The organism is Arthrobacter sp. HY1533 (genome assembly GCF_027568515.1).
GTDB lineage: Bacteria > Actinomycetota > Actinomycetes > Actinomycetales > Micrococcaceae > Specibacter.
The window spans coordinates 53,834-69,746 of the sequence record NZ_JANKZF010000014.1; the positions used below are offsets into that span (position 1 = coordinate 53,834).

Here is a 15,913-nt window from a genome sequence, read left to right on the forward strand (position 1 = left end):
CTGTTGAGACCCGGCGCCTAGAAGGTCTTGAAGATGGCCTCGCGGTGGGCTGCGTACTGCTCTGCCGTGACCTGGCCTGCGCGGCGGGCGGCGTCGAGCGCATCCAACTGGCGCTTGAGTTCGGCCTCCATGCGCATGCGCTCATTGGCGAAGCCAGTTGCCTGGTAGCCGAAGGGGTTGTCGTAGCTTTTCATGGGCACGCCGTTCAGCAGCGTGCCTGAGTATTGGGCGCCGGGGGAGGGCTTGGCCGTGGACCTTTGCTGCTGTGCCGCGCCGTTGCGGCCGGCCTGGTTCGCCTGGGGGCGCTGGAGCTGCGGCGCGTGTGCGTTGGGGTTGGCCTGTTGCGCACGCTTCTTGCGGTTGGCGGCCCGGAAGAAGGCACTGAGCAGGGCCAGGGCAATGAACGCGAAGAAAATGAACGGCTGCACGGAAAACGACGTGGAGCTGTCCGCCGCCATGGGAACCAGCAGTACGGTCACAATGCACCTCTTCTATGGGTGGCGTGCAATGATGCCGCGCCTGACCCCATCCTAGACCGCTTGCACGCTCGCGGCGCCGAGGCCGACGGCGGGCAGCAGCACGCCGTCGATCAGCGAAAGCAGGAAGTCCCTGTCCACGGGTTTTTTCAGCACCAGCACGCGGAATGCGGCCATCGACGGCGTCACCAGGGCCAGCGTCTCCACATCGCAGTCGGCAGGGATTTCCCCGCGCTCCATGGCCCGTCGCAGGAAGATGCGGTTCACAGCAACCCGCGGATCCACGATCGCGGCGGTGGCCATGTCCACCAGCTCGGGGGAGCTGTTCAGCATGGACATGAGGCCGGCCATGATCTGCAGCTTGCGTTCGCCGTCCTCGATGGAATGCGGCTTGACCATGGCCACCAGATCCCCGCGCAGCGACCCCGTGTCGGGCAGGCGGGCGGGGTCCGTATCGACCTTTTTCAGGCAGGCGACGGCGTCCAGCACCAGTTCCGCCTTGGACGGCCAGCGCCGGTACAACGTGGCCTTGCCGGCCTTGGCCCGTGCCGCCACCATGTCGATGGTCATGCCGTCGTAGCCGGTCTCGGCCAGGACGGCCAGGGCCGCCTCGAGGATTTCGGGGTCGCGCGTGTGGTCGCGCTTGCGCCCGAGCTTGGCAGGCGCCTTGCGGGCGCGGCCAAGCTCGTCGGCGGGTCCGGGTGCGGGCTCGTCGTTGGTGCGCGGTTGCGTCATCGCGGCAGGCTCCTTGGTGCTCTTGTTTTGAAGATGTGAACTTCCCATTAATTCTGAAACTCATCATATCCGAAACTGGTCAGTGTCGTATATAGTGGCGGCTATGTCCAACATTTCAACCCTTGCCCCGGTTCCGGGCAACGTGCCAGCCGTGTCCTCACGCCGCTGGTGGACCCTGACCACCGTGGCCCTGGCACAGCTGATGGTGGTGCTTGATTCCACGGTGGTCAACATTGCGCTGCCGTCCGCGCAGCACGACCTCGGCTTCAGCAACGGCGACCGACAGTGGATCATCACGGCCTACTCCCTGGCCTTCGGCAGCCTGCTGCTGCTGGGTGGGCGGCTCTCGGATTTGATGGGCCGCAAACGCACCTTCATCATCGGCCTGATCGGATTCGCCGGTGCGTCGGCCCTCGGCGGCGCGGCCGGCAGCTTCGGCATGCTCGTGTTTGCCCGCGCACTGCAAGGCGCGTTCGGCGCCCTGCTTGCCCCGACGGCCCTGGCCGTGTTGACCACCACGTTCACCGTTCCCAAGGAACGCGCCCGCGCCTTTGGTGTCTTTGGTGCCATCGCCGGTGCCGGCGGTGCAGTGGGCCTGCTGCTGGGCGGCTACCTGACGCAAGACTTCAACTGGCGCTGGAACCTCTACATCAACGTTTTCATCGCCATCTTTGCCGTGTTTGGCGCCATCGCCTTTGTGAGCCACACGCACATTGAGGGCCCGCGCCCCAAGCTGGACATCCCCGGCACCGTCCTGGTCTCCGGCGCCCTCTTCGGCCTGGTGTACGGCTTCTCCAACGCCGAAACCGACGGCTGGGACTCGCCGAACACCTGGGGCATGCTGGCCGGTGCCGCGGTCCTGATGACGGCGTTCATATTGTGGCAGCGCCGGGCCGCCCATCCCATCCTGCCGCTGCACATCATCCTGGACCGCAACCGCGGTGCCGCCTACGCTTCGGTGCTGATTGCCGGCGCGGGAATGTTTGGGATCTTCCTGTTCGTCACGTACTACGTCCAGACATCCCTGCACTATTCGCCGATCCAAACGGGTGTGGGCTTCCTGCCCATGATCGGCATGCTGGTCCTGGCCGCCCAGCTGTCCACGAACATCTTCCTGCCGCGGTTCGGGCCCAAGGTCATGGTCCCCATCGGCATGGTGCTGGCCGCCGGAGGCATGGTCTACCTGACGCACCTGGGGCTGGACAGCACTTACGCCCGGGACCTCCTGCCGCCCCTGATGATCATTGGCTTTGGCATTGGCTCCATCATGCCGGCGTCCATCCAGACCGCGACCTACGGGGTTGACCGCCAGTTTGCCGGAGTGGCCTCCGCCATGGTCAACACGAGCCAGCAGATTGGCGGCTCCATCGGCACGGCACTGCTGAACACCCTGGCCGCCACGGCTGCCACCAGCTACCTGTCCGGACACCTGCCGCCCACCGCTGAAACTGCGGCCCAGGCGGCCGTGCACAGTTATGCAGTTGCGTACTGGTGGGGTGCGGGCTTCTTCGCCTTTGGCGCCGTCATGTCCGCACTTGTCTTCCGGCGCCGCGGGCACGGCCAGACGCTGGGAACCGAGCACCCCGACGCCGGGGATGCAGAAACGCCGGCCGCCGAGGAACACGCGGCCCGCCACCGGGCCGAAGGGCAGCCGGCCTAGCTGCCCGCCCCCGGCATTGTTGTTCCCGGACCGGCCACGGGTCCGGGCGTGGGGCGCTTGGCCGTGATGCCGTCGCCGGAGGACTGGTGGCGCAGCCGGCGCAGCACCCAGGGGAACAGGAATTCCCTGGCCCAGACCAGGTCTTCGGCCCGGGCGGCCTGCCACTTTTGCGGCGGCAGCGGGGTCGGTTCCAGCGGCACCAGGGAATGGTGGACGTTCAGTGCCTGCAGGGCCATGATGGCGATGGTGTGGTGGCCCAGGGGTGAGAAGTGCAGCCGGTCGCCGTCCCACATCTGCGGGTCCGAAAGCTGGCGCAGGGACCACATGTCCCCCACAATGGCGTCGTGCCGGGCGGCGATGGTGCGCAGGTTCTCGTTGTAGATGGCCACGCGGCCGCGGATCAGGCCCAGCACAGGGGTGTCGCGGATGTCGGGGCCGTTGAGGATCAGCACATTGGCCCCGGCCGCCGTCATGCGTCCAACGGCCGCGTCGAGCTGCTCGGCCAGGGCGTCGGGGTCCGAGCCGGGCCGGATCAGGTCGTTGCCGCCGGCGGAGATGCTGATGAGGTCCGGCTTGAGCGCAAGCGCCGGCTCCAGCTGTTCGCCCAGGATCTGGCCCAGCAGGCGTCCGCGGATGGCCAGGTTGGCGTACTTGAAGTCCTCGGATCCGTGGCTGAGTTCCTCCGCGACCCGGTCAGCCCAGCCGCGGAATCCGCCCGGGCTTGAAGGTTCGGCGTCGCCGATGCCCTCGGTAAATGAGTCGCCCATGGCGACGTATCGGTTCCAGGGATGTTGCGTCAAAGAATCACTCACACTTACATACTGCCCGGTAACAACGTGTTTTCGCCAGTGCCCGGAGGGGTCCTGCTTTTGGGGCGGCGCGGCGTGCATGGAAAGATGTGGGCATGAGTGAAACCCCCACAGTCCTTTGGTCACGCCCCGAAAACGAACGCCCCGGAACACCGCTGCTGGTGATTCTGCACGGCTACGGCGCGGACGAGGAAGACTTGTTTTCGCTGGCTTCCCAGCTCCCCGCCGAGTTCACTGTGGCCTCGGTCCGGGCGCCGATGCAGGCCGGCCCGGGCTACTCCTGGTTCCCGCTGGCCAGCGATCTCAGCTACTCGGCGGAAGTAGTCGCGGAGTCGGCCGCCGCCCTCGAAACGTGGATTGACTCGGTCCGCGGGGCGCACACCTCGGTGGTCCTGCTGGGCTTCTCCCAGGGCATGTGCATGGCCACCTCGCTGCTGCGTCACCGCCCCTCCGACTACGCCGCCGTGGTGGGCCTGTCCGGATTCGTGGTCGATGCCCAGGACCACCCGTACTTTGACGACGCCGCCGTTGCCGCCGCCAAGCCGGAGGTTTTCTGGGGCCGCGACCAGGCCGACCCCGTGGTCCCGCAGTTCGCGGTCGAGGCCACCAACGCGTGGATGCACGGCCACGTCAAGCTCACCAAGGTCCTCTACGCGGGGATCCTCCACGGCATCAATGCCCAGGAAATTGCACATGTGGGCGAGTTCCTGCAGTACAAGGTCCTGAACGCCAAGTAGTGGCATCGACTTAAAGCACGACGGCGGGCACCCCTTGGGTGCCCGCCGTTCGTTGCGTCGGGGTGGGCTATGCGCCCGTGGTGATGCGGACGGTTTCGCCGTTGACCGTCACGGTGTCGCCATGGTGGAGCTGGCGGCCGCGGCGTTCGTCGATCTCGCCGTTGACCTTGACCAGGCCGGCCTTGATGATGTCGGTGGCCTCAACGCCGTCCTCGACCAGGCTGGCAAGCTTGAGCAGCTGGCCCAGTCGGATCATGTCGTCGCGGATGGGGATGTCAATGATCTCGTGTGAACTCATGGATCAATTGTGCCGCATGGGCCGCCCTTTCATTTCGCCAATCCCATTCCGGTGCCCAGTCCCGGCTGCTGTAGCGTAGGGGGACTCATTGGAAGTCCGCGAGGAGGTTCACTTGGCTGCCGTCGGTTCCTCGGCGCCCCGCGCCCACCTGAGCCCCTTGGTGGGCATCCCCCTGGCGGTTGCCGCCGGGCTTGCCATCCCTCTCCAGGGCCGGGTCAACGGTGCGCTGGGGGCAAGGCTCGACGACGGGATTGCCGCCGCGGTGGTCAGCTTCACCGTGGGCCTGTTGATCATGGTGGCCATCTCTCTGCTGCTCCCGCGCGGCCGCGCCGGACTGGCGGCAGTGGTTCCTGCCATCCGGGCCCGGAAGTTCCCGCCCTGGTACCTGCTGGCCGGGGTCATTGGGGCGTTTTTCGTCATGAGCCAGGGCCTGACCATTTCGGTGCTCGGCGTGGCGCTGTTCACCGTCTCCACGGTGACCGGCCAGATGGCGAGCGGGCTGCTGGTGGACCGCCTGGGCATGGGGCCGGCTGGCAAGAGGCGAATTACCGGCATGCGCGTGCTCGGCGCGGTGCTGACCGTTGCCGCCGTCGTCTGGGCCGTCTCGCCGCGCTTTGGCGATGGCCCCGGCGTCGGGAACCTGCTCCTGCCCCTGCTGCTCCCTGTGGCCGCGGGGTTCCTGCAGAGTTTCCAGCAGGCCATGAACGGCACCCAGACACTCCACTACGGAACGCCCATCACGGCCACATTCGTCAACCTGCTCACCGGCAGCGTGGTGCTGTGGATTGCGTGGCTGGCCAAGGCCGGGCTGGCGGGGGCGGGCAACCCGCTGCCGGGGGAGTGGTGGTACTACCTGGGTGGGCCCCTGGGCTGCATTTACATTGGTGTGGGCGCCGTGCTTGTGCGCAGCCTGGGGATCTTGTTGACCGGGCTGGGCTTGATCGCCGGCCAGTTGCTCGGGTCCCTGGCCCTTGACCTTGTGCTGCCGACTCCCGGGTCGCAGGTGGCGGTGGCCACGGTGCTGGGAACATTGTTGACCTTGGCTGCGATTGTGGTGGCCACGCTGCCCTGGCCCAGGGTTGTCCGCAGGTCGGTTGGAAAACAAAGCCCCTGACCACCCGTGCTGAGGTTCGAGCTGACGGCGTCATTGAATGCATTGCAACACGGGGTCATTCAACGCTTGCGGGGAATGTGCGCGGTAGCTTGGTTCCAACCATTGCCCGCACCGAAGGAGCCATCAGCGATGCCCAGCACCCCCGAATTGTTTGTCAGCGGCTACACCGAGGACGGCCAAGGCGCCGGACCCGGCCTTGCCCGCTTCGCCCTGGCGGACGACGGCACGGTGGGGGAGCAGACGGCCGCAGCCCCGGGAATGTCCAACCCCTCCTTCCTGTCCATGGCCGGAGGCGTGCTGCTGGCTGCTGAGGAATTGGCACAGGGGAACGTAGTCGCGTTGGATCCCCAGACGCTGGAGATTCTGGGCAGGACCTCCAGCCGCGGCGCCGACACCTGCCACGTGGCCCTCATCGACGGGTTCGTGTGGGCAGCAAACTACAGCTCGGGCAACACCTCTGTCACCCCGCTGGCCCAGCTGCTGGACGGGTCAGCGCCCGAAGCGCCGGAACTGTTGTCGCATCCGGGAAGCGGGCCCGTTGCGGACCGGCAGGGCGAATCCCATGCGCACCAGGTGCTCGGCACGCAATGGGGGACAGTGCTTGTGGCCGACCTGGGTGCCGACCGTGTGGATGAGTATTCCGCCTCGTCCAGGGTGCGGCTGGAGTCCGCGGAGCTGCCGCCCGGCACCGGCCCACGCCACATGGCCCTGAAGGGGGATTTCCTGCTGGTGGCCGGCGAGCTGGACGGGCACCTCCACGTGCTGCAGCGAACTCCTGTAGCGCACGTGCAGCCCGGGAACGGGGAATCCAACGGCGGTGGCCACTTCTGGCGCTGGCTGTTCAGAACGCCCTTGGCGGAAAGTGCCGCGGACATCGCGGCGGCGGGGGAGTTCTTCCCGTCCCACATCGAACTGTCCCCCGATGGCAGGCTTCTTTACGCGGCCGTCCGCGGCCCCAACACGGTCGTGGCCCTGGATGTGTCGGACTTGCCGGCCCGGCCGAAGCTCCTGGGGCTGGTGCCCAGCGGCGGCAACTGGCCGCGGCACTTCGCCGTGGCCAACAACAAGATGTACGTGGCGAACCAGCTCTCCAACAATATTGCGGTCCTGGAACTTGATGCAGCGGGCCTCCCGGGTGTGGTCCCAACCCAGTTGGTGGATTTCGGCAGCCCCGCGTGCATTGTGCCGGCATGAGCGGCGAACAGCTGAATTGACAGGGCAGGCCGGGAGCCGGGATTCGTGTCCTATGATGAATGCGCGCCTTGACCATGGGAGTCGGGCGATTTCTTCCAAAGGGGTTCCGTGGAAAGCACCGCCGGGAAGCGGCAACGAATCGAGGAAGCCGAAGCCCTGCTTGAACGGGCCCACGCCATCCCGTCCGGAGTCTTTGGCCGCTACGAATGCGAGCCAGGTTGGACGTGGAAGCCGCGCTTCAGTGACTTTGACCTGTGGTGGGTGCTGCACGGCTACGGCCATGCCAGGATCAATGGGGAACCCGAGATCCGCATTGAGCCGGGGACCTTGCTGCTCCTGCGCCCGGGTGACACAGGTGATTTCCGGCAGGACCCGCAGGCGCCGCTGACCGTTTTGTCCAGCCACTTTGAACTGCTGGACATGGCCACGGGCCTGCCGCTGGAGCTGGACGGCCGGCACTTCCCCCGCCGCCGGCACCTGGTGAATGACAAAGGGCAGATTTCAGATCTCATGACCCGCCTTGTCCGTTCGCGCAGCGAGCCGTCCCTGTTCCGTTCGCTGGTCTCCCGGGGCTTGCTGCTGGAACTGCTGGCAGTGGTCTACAAGCTCGACGCCGCGGCCGACGGCGTCCAGCCGGAAATCGACCACCGCCTCAACTCCGCCCTGGCCATCATCGGTGCCCGGCCGTCGCAGCGCCTGGCCCTGGGGGAGGTTGCCGCGGCGGCCGGTTTGTCGCCCAAGGAGTTGAGCGGGCTGTTTGTTCGGCAACTGGGTGTCACCTTCCGCCGCCACACGGTGGATGTGCGGATGGAACGGGCCCAATTTCTCCTCAATGGAACGGATCTCAGCGTGGGGCAAATTGCCCGGTCGCTTGGCTACCCGGACCAATTCCTGTTCAGCCGGCAGTTCCGGGCCAAGTTCGGCATGCCGCCGAGCCAGTACCGTGATTCAGTGCATAATTTGGGTCTTTCATGACATGTACTGCCGCAGGCGTGCGCCCATAGTGTGAATGTCACTGGCCCGCGGGAACGTCCCGCGGAACTGACCACAGGAGATAGACACATGTCACTGGCACGAGTGGACGATCTTGGCGGCGCATATGCCGACAGCCTCTACGCCACGGACGTCCTTGCGAACACGGTTGGCAATTTGCCGGCCGTCGACGTGGACGCCATTGAGGAATACCGGGCGCTGGGATTCCTGTCCGTGCGCGAAGCGCTCACACCGCAGGAGAACCAGCAGGCCCTGGCGGGGCTGAGGCACCTCATCGACAACCCCAAGGATGGGGTCGACCTCCAGTTTGAGGCATGGGCCCAGGACCAGCTGGCGCAGCTGCACGGCGATGACCGCATGGACGCCGTCCGCAAGCTCCAGAAGTTCACCCATGCCGAAGACCGCCTGCTGGGCATCGCCAACCATCCAGGCATACTGCGCACGGTCAAGGCCATCATCGGCACCGACGACATTGTGCTGCTGCAGGACATGGCCCTCCTGAAGCCTCCGGGCGGTGGGCGCGAAAAGCCCTGGCACCAGGACAAGGCGTTCTTCAACCTCGACCTGGACGCCACCATCGTTGGAGTCTGGATTGCCCTGGATGCGGCAACCCCGGAAAACGGCTGCATGCATGTCATTCCCGGATCCCACCGGGAGGGCCCCATTCCGCACTTCAAGCGGCGGGACTGGCAAATCTGTGACACCGACGTGGACACGGCCCGCAACGTGGCTGTTCCCCTTGATCCGGGTGGCCTGCTCTTTTTTGACGGCTACATCCACCACGGAACACCCCAAAACAGGACGGCCACCCGCCGTCGTGCCTTGCAGTTCCACTACGTCGCCCGCGACGTGCTGCGCATTACCGAGGAAGAACGCCTGGCCGTCTTTGGCCTGGAAGGACGTGGGGCAGAATGCTGAGCGCACCCGCCAAGAACCGCGTGGTCACCATCGCCGGAGACGATTTCTCATGGCATGAGCTTGCGCTGGAGGAGCCCAACGAGGCGTCCTGGGCGCATCCCGGGGCCGCTGCTGGCCCGGACGGGGCACTTCACATCGCAGGCGCCACGGGCCAGGAGATCATCTCGATCGGCGCTGACGGCACCATCTCCCGCGTCCGCCTTTCGACCACGGAGGCCCATGGCCTGGCCGTGGACCACCGGCAGTCTTTGTGGGTGGTCGACAACGGCCACAAGCCAGTGCCGAACGGCCTCAGCTACCAAGGCGAAAAGGTCCAGGGCAGGGTGCTGCGGGTTGGTTTCGACGGCGTCGAGCAGCAGTCATTGGCGGCCCCGGGACGGCTTCCCTGGCACCCGTGCAGCGTTGCCGTGCACGACCATGGACATGGTTCCGGCGGGCAGGTCTGGGTCGCGGACGGCTATGGGCAGAGCCTGGTGCACGCCTTCGACCGCGATGGCAGCCACCTGTGGACGACGGACGGCAGCGACAGCGGACTTGCGTTCAGCACCCCTCACGGCATCCTGGTTGACGACTGGGGGCCGGAACCACGGCTCCTGGTGGCGGACCGGGGCAACCGGCGCATTGTTGCGCTGGGGATGGATGGCGGGGTGCTCGGGACGCTGGGTTCGGGGGTGCTCACGAGCCCGTCCGGGCTGGCCTTGCGGGAGGGGAAACTCTGGGTGACGGAACTCCACGGATCACTGAAGGTTCTTGACCTGCAGGGAGAGCTCCTGGACAGCCTCGGCGCGGACTTCACGGAACGTTCGCCGGGGTGGCCCAACGCGCTTCGGGACGGGGCCACTGTTGCGCCCCCAACCCCCGCCCTGCAGTTCAGCAGCCCCCACGGCATTGCCGCCTCAACCACGGGAGATGTGCTCGTCGGTGAATGGCGGATCGGCGGGCGGGTCGTGCTGCTGCGGCCGGCAGGCGACAGTTGACGGCTAGGGATGGTTGCCGAGGCTGGCCCAAGACAATGGAATCACCGCCCGGACCGGCACCGACTGCTCATCGCAGCGTCGCCGTGAACGACGGCACGTCGCATGTCCAGCCGTTCTCACCTCCAACGTGGATGCCGGCGTAGTTGCCCGAGCCTCTGTATTTTGTGCCGCTGACCGTCCCGGTGAGGTGCACAACGGTTGACTGCAACCCGGACACGTCGACGTCCCAGATCCCGCCGTTCTCAACGGCGGTGCCGGTGAGGGTCTGGCCCGGAGTGGTAATGGTTGCAGTTCCTGCCGACACGGTCAGGACCTGGCCTGAGAGGTCGAAGATGCCGCACTCGGCGTTCTCGAGGATGGTGTACACGCCGTCGAGTCCTGTGGGTGCATCATTCAAATGCAGCGAGGCGAGGATCCTGGCCGCTGTCTTGTATTCGTCGGTGTCCATGTAGGCCTGGGCCTCCTCCATGGTGGCAAGGCTCCGGTCACCCCACGATCCGTCAGTGGCGGGGTATTGGGCGGCAAACTCAATGATGTTGGCCTGCGTGGCGGTCAAAACGAAATGGCCAAACTCGCAGGCCGTCCCGTCGCTGTTTTGCAGCCCTTGGGTGATGCCGAGGCCGGCGAAGACATGGTCGGGGAACTGGATCGCCTCATAGGCGACCCGCGCCGACACCCCCACGGGATTCGTCCTCTCGGTCACTGGCAGTGCCACATCGGCATGGTCCAGAAGTTGATAGGGGTACGCCGGCTTGTATCCGGGGATGCAGCCCGGCCCGCCCACGCCCTCGATGTTGTCAGCGAAGTACAACCGCACCTTCGTGTCCGGTCCGGTCAGGTAATAGTTGAGCTGCGCCGCCCCGGCGGGTTGAAGGGTCGCCGTCCAGGTGGCCGGCATCTGCCATGTCGCCAAGCCGTCCGAGGTGGTGAAGGTGTTCCACGCGGCTTCCTCTGGTGCGGTGGCGCCCGCAGTGGCAGGGGAGCCCGGCGCTGATGCATCCGGACCAGCCGTCGGCGCTGTGCCGGTGGAAGTTTTGGTGGCTGCGGCAGGACCGCCTGTTGCTGCGGTGCAGCCCGTCAGAAACATGGTTCCAGCCGCGACGATTGCTGCGGTCGCGGTGCCGAGTCGGGCAAATGTGACTCCTACCACAAATGAACAGTACGGCGCACGTGGTGGCTGGTCAATGAGCTGAACGGAAACTTGTCCCAACTCCATGGACGGCCGGGGCGGCGCGGGTGCTGCGATTCACTGGCGTGGAAATTCTCCGCAAGGCTGAACGCGACGGTAGTCTTGTCTGCGGACGGACCGCACCCAGCGGCCTCGTAATTAATAGGAGTAAACAGTGGCGCCTCAGTCCAAGCTTGACCAGGTCATTTCACTCGCGAAACGTCGCGGCTTTGTCTTCCAGGCCGGTGAAATCTACGGCGGTTCACGGTCGGCCTGGGATTATGGCCCCCTCGGCGTGGAGCTGAAGGAAAACATCAAGCGCGAATGGTGGCAGTCATTTGTCCGCGGCCGCGAGGACATGGTGGGCCTTGATTCCTCCATCATCCTGCCCAAGGCCGTCTGGGAAGCCTCCGGCCACGTTGCCACCTTCACCGACCCGCTGGTCGAGTGCACCCAGTGCCACAAGCGTCACCGCCAGGACCACCTGACTGAAGCCTACGAGGCCAAGAAGGGCCGCCCGCCGGAAAACGGCATGGAAGACATCGTGTGCCCCGACTGCGGCACCAAGGGCCAGTGGACCGAGCCGCAGCTCTTCTCCGGCCTGGTCAAGACGTTCCTGGGCCCGGTGGATTCCGCCGCAGGCCTGCACTACATGCGCCCGGAAACCGCGCAGGGCATCTTTGTGAACTTCAACAACGTGCTCACCACCTCCCGCAAGAAGCCCCCGTTCGGCATCGGCCAGATCGGCAAGGCCTTCCGCAACGAGATCACCCCCGGAAACTTCATTTTCCGCACCCGTGAGTTCGAGCAGATGGAAATCGAGTTCTTCACGGCACCCGAGGACGCCGAGCAGTGGTTCAAGGAATGGGTTGAACTGTGCTGGGACTGGTTCATCGATTTGGGCATCAACCCGGAGAACATGCGCCGCTTCGACGTCCCCGAGGACGAGCGCGCCCACTACTCCGCCGGCACCATCGACTTTGAGTACAACTTTGGCTTCCAGGGTTCCAAGTGGGGTGAGCTCATGGGCGTCGCCAACCGCACCGACTATGACCTCGGCTCGCACACCAAGGGTTCCGGCACGGACCTGAGCTACTTCAACCAGGCCACGGGCGAGCGCTTCACCCCGTACGTGATCGAGCCCTCCTTCGGACTGACCCGCTCCATGATGGCCTTCCTGGTGGATGCATTCGTTGAGGACGAGGCCCCCAACGCCAAGGGTGGCGTGGACAAGCGCACGGTCCTGAAGCTGGACCCGCGCCTGGCCCCCGTCAAGGCTGCCGTCCTGCCGCTGAGCCGCAACGAGGAGCTGTCCCCGAAGGCCAAGGAGCTCGCCAACACGCTGCGCAAGCACTGGAACATCGAGTTCGACGATGCCGGCGCCATCGGCCGCCGCTACCGCCGCCAGGACGAGATCGGCACGCCGTTCTGCATCACCGTTGACTTTGAAACCCTCGAAGACAACGCCGTGACCATCCGTGAACGCGACACCATGAGCCAGGAGCGCGTGCCCCTGGACCAGGTGCAGGCCTACCTGGCCACCCGCCTCCTGGGTGCCTAGGAATGGCTGAGCTGACATACCGGCCCTGGCGGGACGGCGACGACCTGACCCTCCTGGAAATCTGGGGAGACGCCGACTCCGCCCCGGCCGGGCACTTCCGGGCCGCGCTGGCACCGGAGAGCGACGCCAACCCCTGGCGGCGCACCATTGTCGCCGAGGACCAGGGCATCCCGGTCGCGGCCGGCGTGGTCTACTCCACCAAGCTGCACCCGGCCCGGCTGTGGGCCTTCGTGGAGGTCGCCAAGGACCACCGGCGCGCAGGCGTCGGCGCCACCTTGCTGACCATGCTCCGCCGCGAAGCCGACGGCGCACTGGCCTCAGGTTCGGTAAGCACGACGGCGTTGCGCACCAAGGTTGCCCCCGGCACCTCGGGCGCGGCGTTCGCCGAAGCCATGGGGTTGGCTGTGCTGCAGCGCAACCGCGTGGTTGAGGTGGGCCCCGGCGCGCTCAAGCTGCCCGTCTTCGGTGAAGGCACCGAGGAGGAAGCCACCGCACGTGTGCAGGACCTGGCCACCGGCTCGGTGGAACTGACCGACGTGGTGGGCCGCTATTACGAGTCCGTGAACCAGTGGGACCCCACCGGTCCGCTGAGCCCCGGCCTGGTGCAGCGCATGTTCCTGGACGACCTCACCGGCGCCCACGGTGCCCTAGTGCTGCGGGCCGAGCCCGCCAGCGCCTTCGGTGCCGGCGTTGCCCCGAGCAAGAAGGGCAAGATCCAGGCCTTCGCGCTCAGCTACTCCCAGGGCAGCATCGAGACCAACGAGGACATCCCGGCGGCAGCCTCCGAGGTGTTCCTCGGCGTCGAGCCGTCACTGGAGCAAGACGTTGCCGTGCAGGCGGTCTACGACCTTCTGGCACTCATCACCCACCAGTACCCCGTGCTGCTGGAACTCGACGACTCCATGGAAGCCCTCGCGGCCGTGGTCAACCCCATGATCTCCGTGGGTGCGGCCAAGGTCCGCGGCGCCGAAACCCTCGTCGTCGGCGAGTAACAACATCCGGTGGTCGAGCCTGTCGAGACCCTTCGGCAGGCTCACCTCCGGCCCCGGCGCTCTCGCGAGGTGGGGGCTGGTGCCCGCACCTCCGGCGGCGGACCGGCATTTTCCGGCGACTATCCGACGCGTCGGCCGCGGGCGGCCTTTGGCGTCTCCTTTACGTCGCCTACAAAAATGCCGGCTCCGCCGCCGGTGGTCGAGCCTGTCGAGACCCGCGCCGCCGCTGGTGGTCGAGCCTGTCGAGACCCGGGCCGCAAGCACGAATCAAGCACAACCGAAGGACTGATTTCAGCCCATGGGACATTCACACTCGCACGGTGAGACTGACGATTCGTTGCTGAGCCGCCCGGAATTGCGGCGCCGGAAGGCGTTGCGGCGCCGGGCTGTGGTGCTTCTGAGCTGGATCCTGGTGCCCCTCGCCGTCCTGACGGTGGTGGCCATGGTGCTCATGTGGCCCTCCGGCGACGCAGGCAAGGTGCCGGCAAGCAACCCGTATTCCGCAGCCCCCGGGGCCAGCATTGTGACCGGTTCCGTGGTTCGTACGGTTTCCGAAGACTGCTCCCTCACCGCCGGCGGCCAGGCCGGCACCACGTGCTTCATTGCCTACACGGCAGTTGACGGCGGTGCCGATGTCCCGGTGGTGGTCAGCCCGGACATCGAGGCCTCCCGCCCCGTCCGTGCCGGCGACACCATCAGGTACCTCGATCTTTCGGGGCTCCCGGGCATGACCGGTGCCAACGCCAACGGCGCCAAGTATGTGTTCATGGACTTTGTCCGCACGTTCCCCATGGGCCTGCTGGCCGTGGCCTACGCCGTGGTGGTTGTTGCCGTGGCGAGATGGCGGGGCCTGCGGGCCATGGTGGGACTTGGCGGCGCCTTCATGGTGCTGGCCTGGTTCATCCTGCCCGCCCTGTCACAGGGCCAGCCGCCGCTCCTGGTTGCCCTGGTGGGTGCCTCAGCCATCATGTTTGGCGTCCTGTACTTTGCCCACGGCTTCTCCGTGCGCACCTCCACGGCACTCCTGGGGACGCTGTTTGGCCTGGGGGTCACGGCCGGGCTGGCAGCCTGGTCGGTGGATGCCGCTGCCCTCACCGGGACCACGGGCGAGAACGCCTACCAGCTGGCCAACCTGACCAACGGCATGTCGCTGTCGGGCATGATCCTGTGCGGGCTCGTGATCTCGGGCCTGGGCGTGCTGAACGACGTCACCATCACCCAGTCCTCGGCCGTGTGGGAACTGCACGAACTGGCCCCGCACACCACCTCGCGGGAGCTGTTCTCCTCGGCCATGAGGATTGGCCGGGACCACATCGCCTCGACGGTGTACACCATTGCCTTTGCCTACGCCGGCAGCGCCCTGCCCGTGCTGCTGATGGTCTCGCTGTACCAGCAGCCGCTCTTGACCGCCCTGACGGGGGCGGAGCTGGCCGAGGAGATTGTGCACATCCTGGTGGGCTCCATTGGCCTGGTGCTGGCCATTCCCGTGACCACCGCGATTGCTGTCGCCGTCGTCAAGGCCACAGGAAGGCACGCAGCCAGCGGGCCGGCAGCGGAAGGGACCAAGCCGGCCCCGGAGCCAGCGGCCGTGTAGCCCCGGCTCAGCCGGACGGCACCTCAACAAACAGGTCCCGCCGCGCGTCCTCGAATCCTTCCACCGTTATGCCCCAGGCCGGACGCTTGAAATCGGCCGCAACCAGGCGCACCTCCTGCAGCTCATCGGGGTGGCCGGGCCGCGGCTCAATGGGACGCACAACCCCTTGGCGGTAGCCCAGGCTGCTGGATACGCCGAGCGAGGCCTGGTTCCACACGGCCGCACTTGATTCGGCAACGTGGGCGCCCAGGTGGTCGAAGGCAAACAGCAGGGCAGCGGCCCGCATTTCCTTGCCGTACCCCTTGCCCTGCTGCGCCGCCGTGAGCCATGAACCGGAGTTGACGGTCCGGGTCGAGGAGAACCCCGAGGCACCAAGGGATTGGGTGCCGATCGGGACGCCGTCGAGCATGACGGTGAAGTTCAGCGTCCAATGCTCGGGCCGGGTGCCGGCGCGCAGCTCCCACTGGTGCCGGGCCATGCCCCTGGCCATCTCCACGGGGTCGGCATCGGTCCACGGCACCGAAAAGGGCATCACTGCAGGATCGTGGATGCCGGCCTGTGCCGCAGCCACAATGCCGGGCAGGTCGTCGTCGCGGACAATCCGCATGACCAGGCGCGGGGAGGTGATGGTGAGGTCGAACAGGGGCCAGACATCCGAGGGCGAAAGCATCTGACCACACTAACCGG

General features: G+C 66.4%; 16 protein-coding genes. 10 read left to right on the plus strand and 6 right to left on the minus strand.

Annotated features, from left to right (window positions below; translation table 11 throughout):
* Positions 1-17 precede the first annotated feature (17 nt).
* Positions 18-479: a hypothetical protein gene (locus tag PCK14_RS12010; protein WP_269938735.1), complete on the minus strand. Its 462-nt coding sequence runs from the start codon at positions 477-479 to the stop codon at positions 18-20.
* A gap of 51 nt (positions 480-530) precedes the next feature.
* Positions 531-1,211, minus strand: a complete 681-nt coding sequence (locus PCK14_RS12015) for a TetR/AcrR family transcriptional regulator (RefSeq protein WP_269938736.1) — start codon at positions 1,209-1,211, stop codon at positions 531-533.
* A gap of 103 nt (positions 1,212-1,314) precedes the next feature.
* Between PCK14_RS12015 and PCK14_RS12020 the strand changes: the two genes are divergently transcribed.
* On the plus strand, positions 1,315-2,871 hold the full coding sequence (locus PCK14_RS12020) for an MFS transporter (RefSeq protein ID WP_269938737.1): 1,557 nt from the start codon (positions 1,315-1,317) through the stop codon (positions 2,869-2,871).
* On the opposite strand, the gene PCK14_RS12025 is transcribed toward PCK14_RS12020, so the two are convergent.
* The gene (locus tag PCK14_RS12025) at positions 2,868-3,638 is read right to left on the minus strand and encodes an SGNH/GDSL hydrolase family protein (RefSeq protein WP_269938833.1); all 771 of its coding nucleotides are present in this window, start codon (positions 3,636-3,638) and stop codon (positions 2,868-2,870) included. The two genes, PCK14_RS12020 and PCK14_RS12025, sit on opposite strands and share 4 nt — an antisense overlap.
* A 137-nt stretch (positions 3,639-3,775) precedes the next feature.
* On the opposite strand from PCK14_RS12025, the gene PCK14_RS12030 reads away from it, so the two are divergent.
* Positions 3,776-4,417, plus strand: coding sequence for an alpha/beta hydrolase (locus PCK14_RS12030; protein ID WP_269938738.1), 642 nt, complete (start codon positions 3,776-3,778; stop codon positions 4,415-4,417).
* Between the two features lie 67 nt (positions 4,418-4,484).
* On the opposite strand, the gene PCK14_RS12035 is transcribed toward PCK14_RS12030, so the two are convergent.
* Entirely contained in the window at positions 4,485-4,715 is a 231-nt protein-coding gene (locus PCK14_RS12035) for an RNA-binding S4 domain-containing protein (protein WP_269938739.1), read from the minus strand.
* Between the two features lie 112 nt (positions 4,716-4,827).
* Here PCK14_RS12035 and PCK14_RS12040 point away from each other — a divergent pair, with 112 nt between their 5' ends.
* From PCK14_RS12040 to PCK14_RS12060, 5 genes are all read left to right on the plus strand, one after another.
* Positions 4,828-5,829 carry a DMT family transporter gene (locus tag PCK14_RS12040; RefSeq protein ID WP_269938740.1) on the plus strand — a complete coding sequence of 334 codons (1,002 nt, stop codon included), beginning with the start codon at positions 4,828-4,830 and terminating at the stop codon, positions 5,827-5,829.
* 129 nt (positions 5,830-5,958) lie between these two features.
* The gene (locus tag PCK14_RS12045; protein WP_269938741.1) at positions 5,959-7,023 is read left to right on the plus strand and encodes a lactonase family protein; all 1,065 of its coding nucleotides are present in this window, start codon (positions 5,959-5,961) and stop codon (positions 7,021-7,023) included.
* A gap of 108 nt (positions 7,024-7,131) precedes the next feature.
* Positions 7,132-7,998, plus strand: a complete 867-nt coding sequence (locus PCK14_RS12050) for a helix-turn-helix transcriptional regulator (RefSeq protein WP_269938742.1) — start codon at positions 7,132-7,134, stop codon at positions 7,996-7,998.
* Positions 7,999-8,085: 87 nt separating this feature from the next.
* Positions 8,086-8,934 carry a phytanoyl-CoA dioxygenase family protein gene (locus PCK14_RS12055; protein ID WP_269938743.1) on the plus strand — a complete coding sequence of 283 codons (849 nt, stop codon included), beginning with the start codon at positions 8,086-8,088 and terminating at the stop codon, positions 8,932-8,934.
* Positions 8,928-9,911, plus strand: a complete 984-nt coding sequence (locus PCK14_RS12060; protein ID WP_269938744.1) for a hypothetical protein — start codon at positions 8,928-8,930, stop codon at positions 9,909-9,911. Before PCK14_RS12055 ends, PCK14_RS12060 begins: the two co-directional genes overlap by 7 nt.
* A gap of 67 nt (positions 9,912-9,978) precedes the next feature.
* Here PCK14_RS12060 and PCK14_RS12065 read toward each other — a convergent pair whose 3' ends face one another.
* Positions 9,979-11,061: a hypothetical protein gene (locus tag PCK14_RS12065; RefSeq protein WP_269938745.1), complete on the minus strand. Its 1,083-nt coding sequence runs from the start codon at positions 11,059-11,061 to the stop codon at positions 9,979-9,981.
* Between the two features lie 193 nt (positions 11,062-11,254).
* On the opposite strand from PCK14_RS12065, the gene PCK14_RS12070 reads away from it, so the two are divergent.
* The 3 genes from PCK14_RS12070 (at position 11,255) to PCK14_RS12080 (ending at position 15,226) form a co-directional block, all read left to right on the plus strand.
* Positions 11,255-12,640, plus strand: coding sequence for a glycine--tRNA ligase (locus PCK14_RS12070; RefSeq protein WP_269938746.1), 1,386 nt, complete (start codon positions 11,255-11,257; stop codon positions 12,638-12,640).
* A 2-nt stretch (positions 12,641-12,642) separates the two neighbouring features.
* Positions 12,643-13,632, plus strand: coding sequence for a GNAT family N-acetyltransferase (locus PCK14_RS12075; protein WP_269938747.1), 990 nt, complete (start codon positions 12,643-12,645; stop codon positions 13,630-13,632).
* 298 nt (positions 13,633-13,930) lie between these two features.
* Positions 13,931-15,226: a YibE/F family protein gene (locus PCK14_RS12080; RefSeq protein WP_269938748.1), complete on the plus strand. Its 1,296-nt coding sequence runs from the start codon at positions 13,931-13,933 to the stop codon at positions 15,224-15,226.
* Positions 15,227-15,233: 7 nt separating this feature from the next.
* On the opposite strand, the gene PCK14_RS12085 is transcribed toward PCK14_RS12080, so the two are convergent.
* Positions 15,234-15,896: a GNAT family N-acetyltransferase gene (locus PCK14_RS12085; RefSeq protein WP_269938749.1), complete on the minus strand. Its 663-nt coding sequence runs from the start codon at positions 15,894-15,896 to the stop codon at positions 15,234-15,236.
* Between the last annotated feature and the right edge of the window lie 17 nt (positions 15,897-15,913).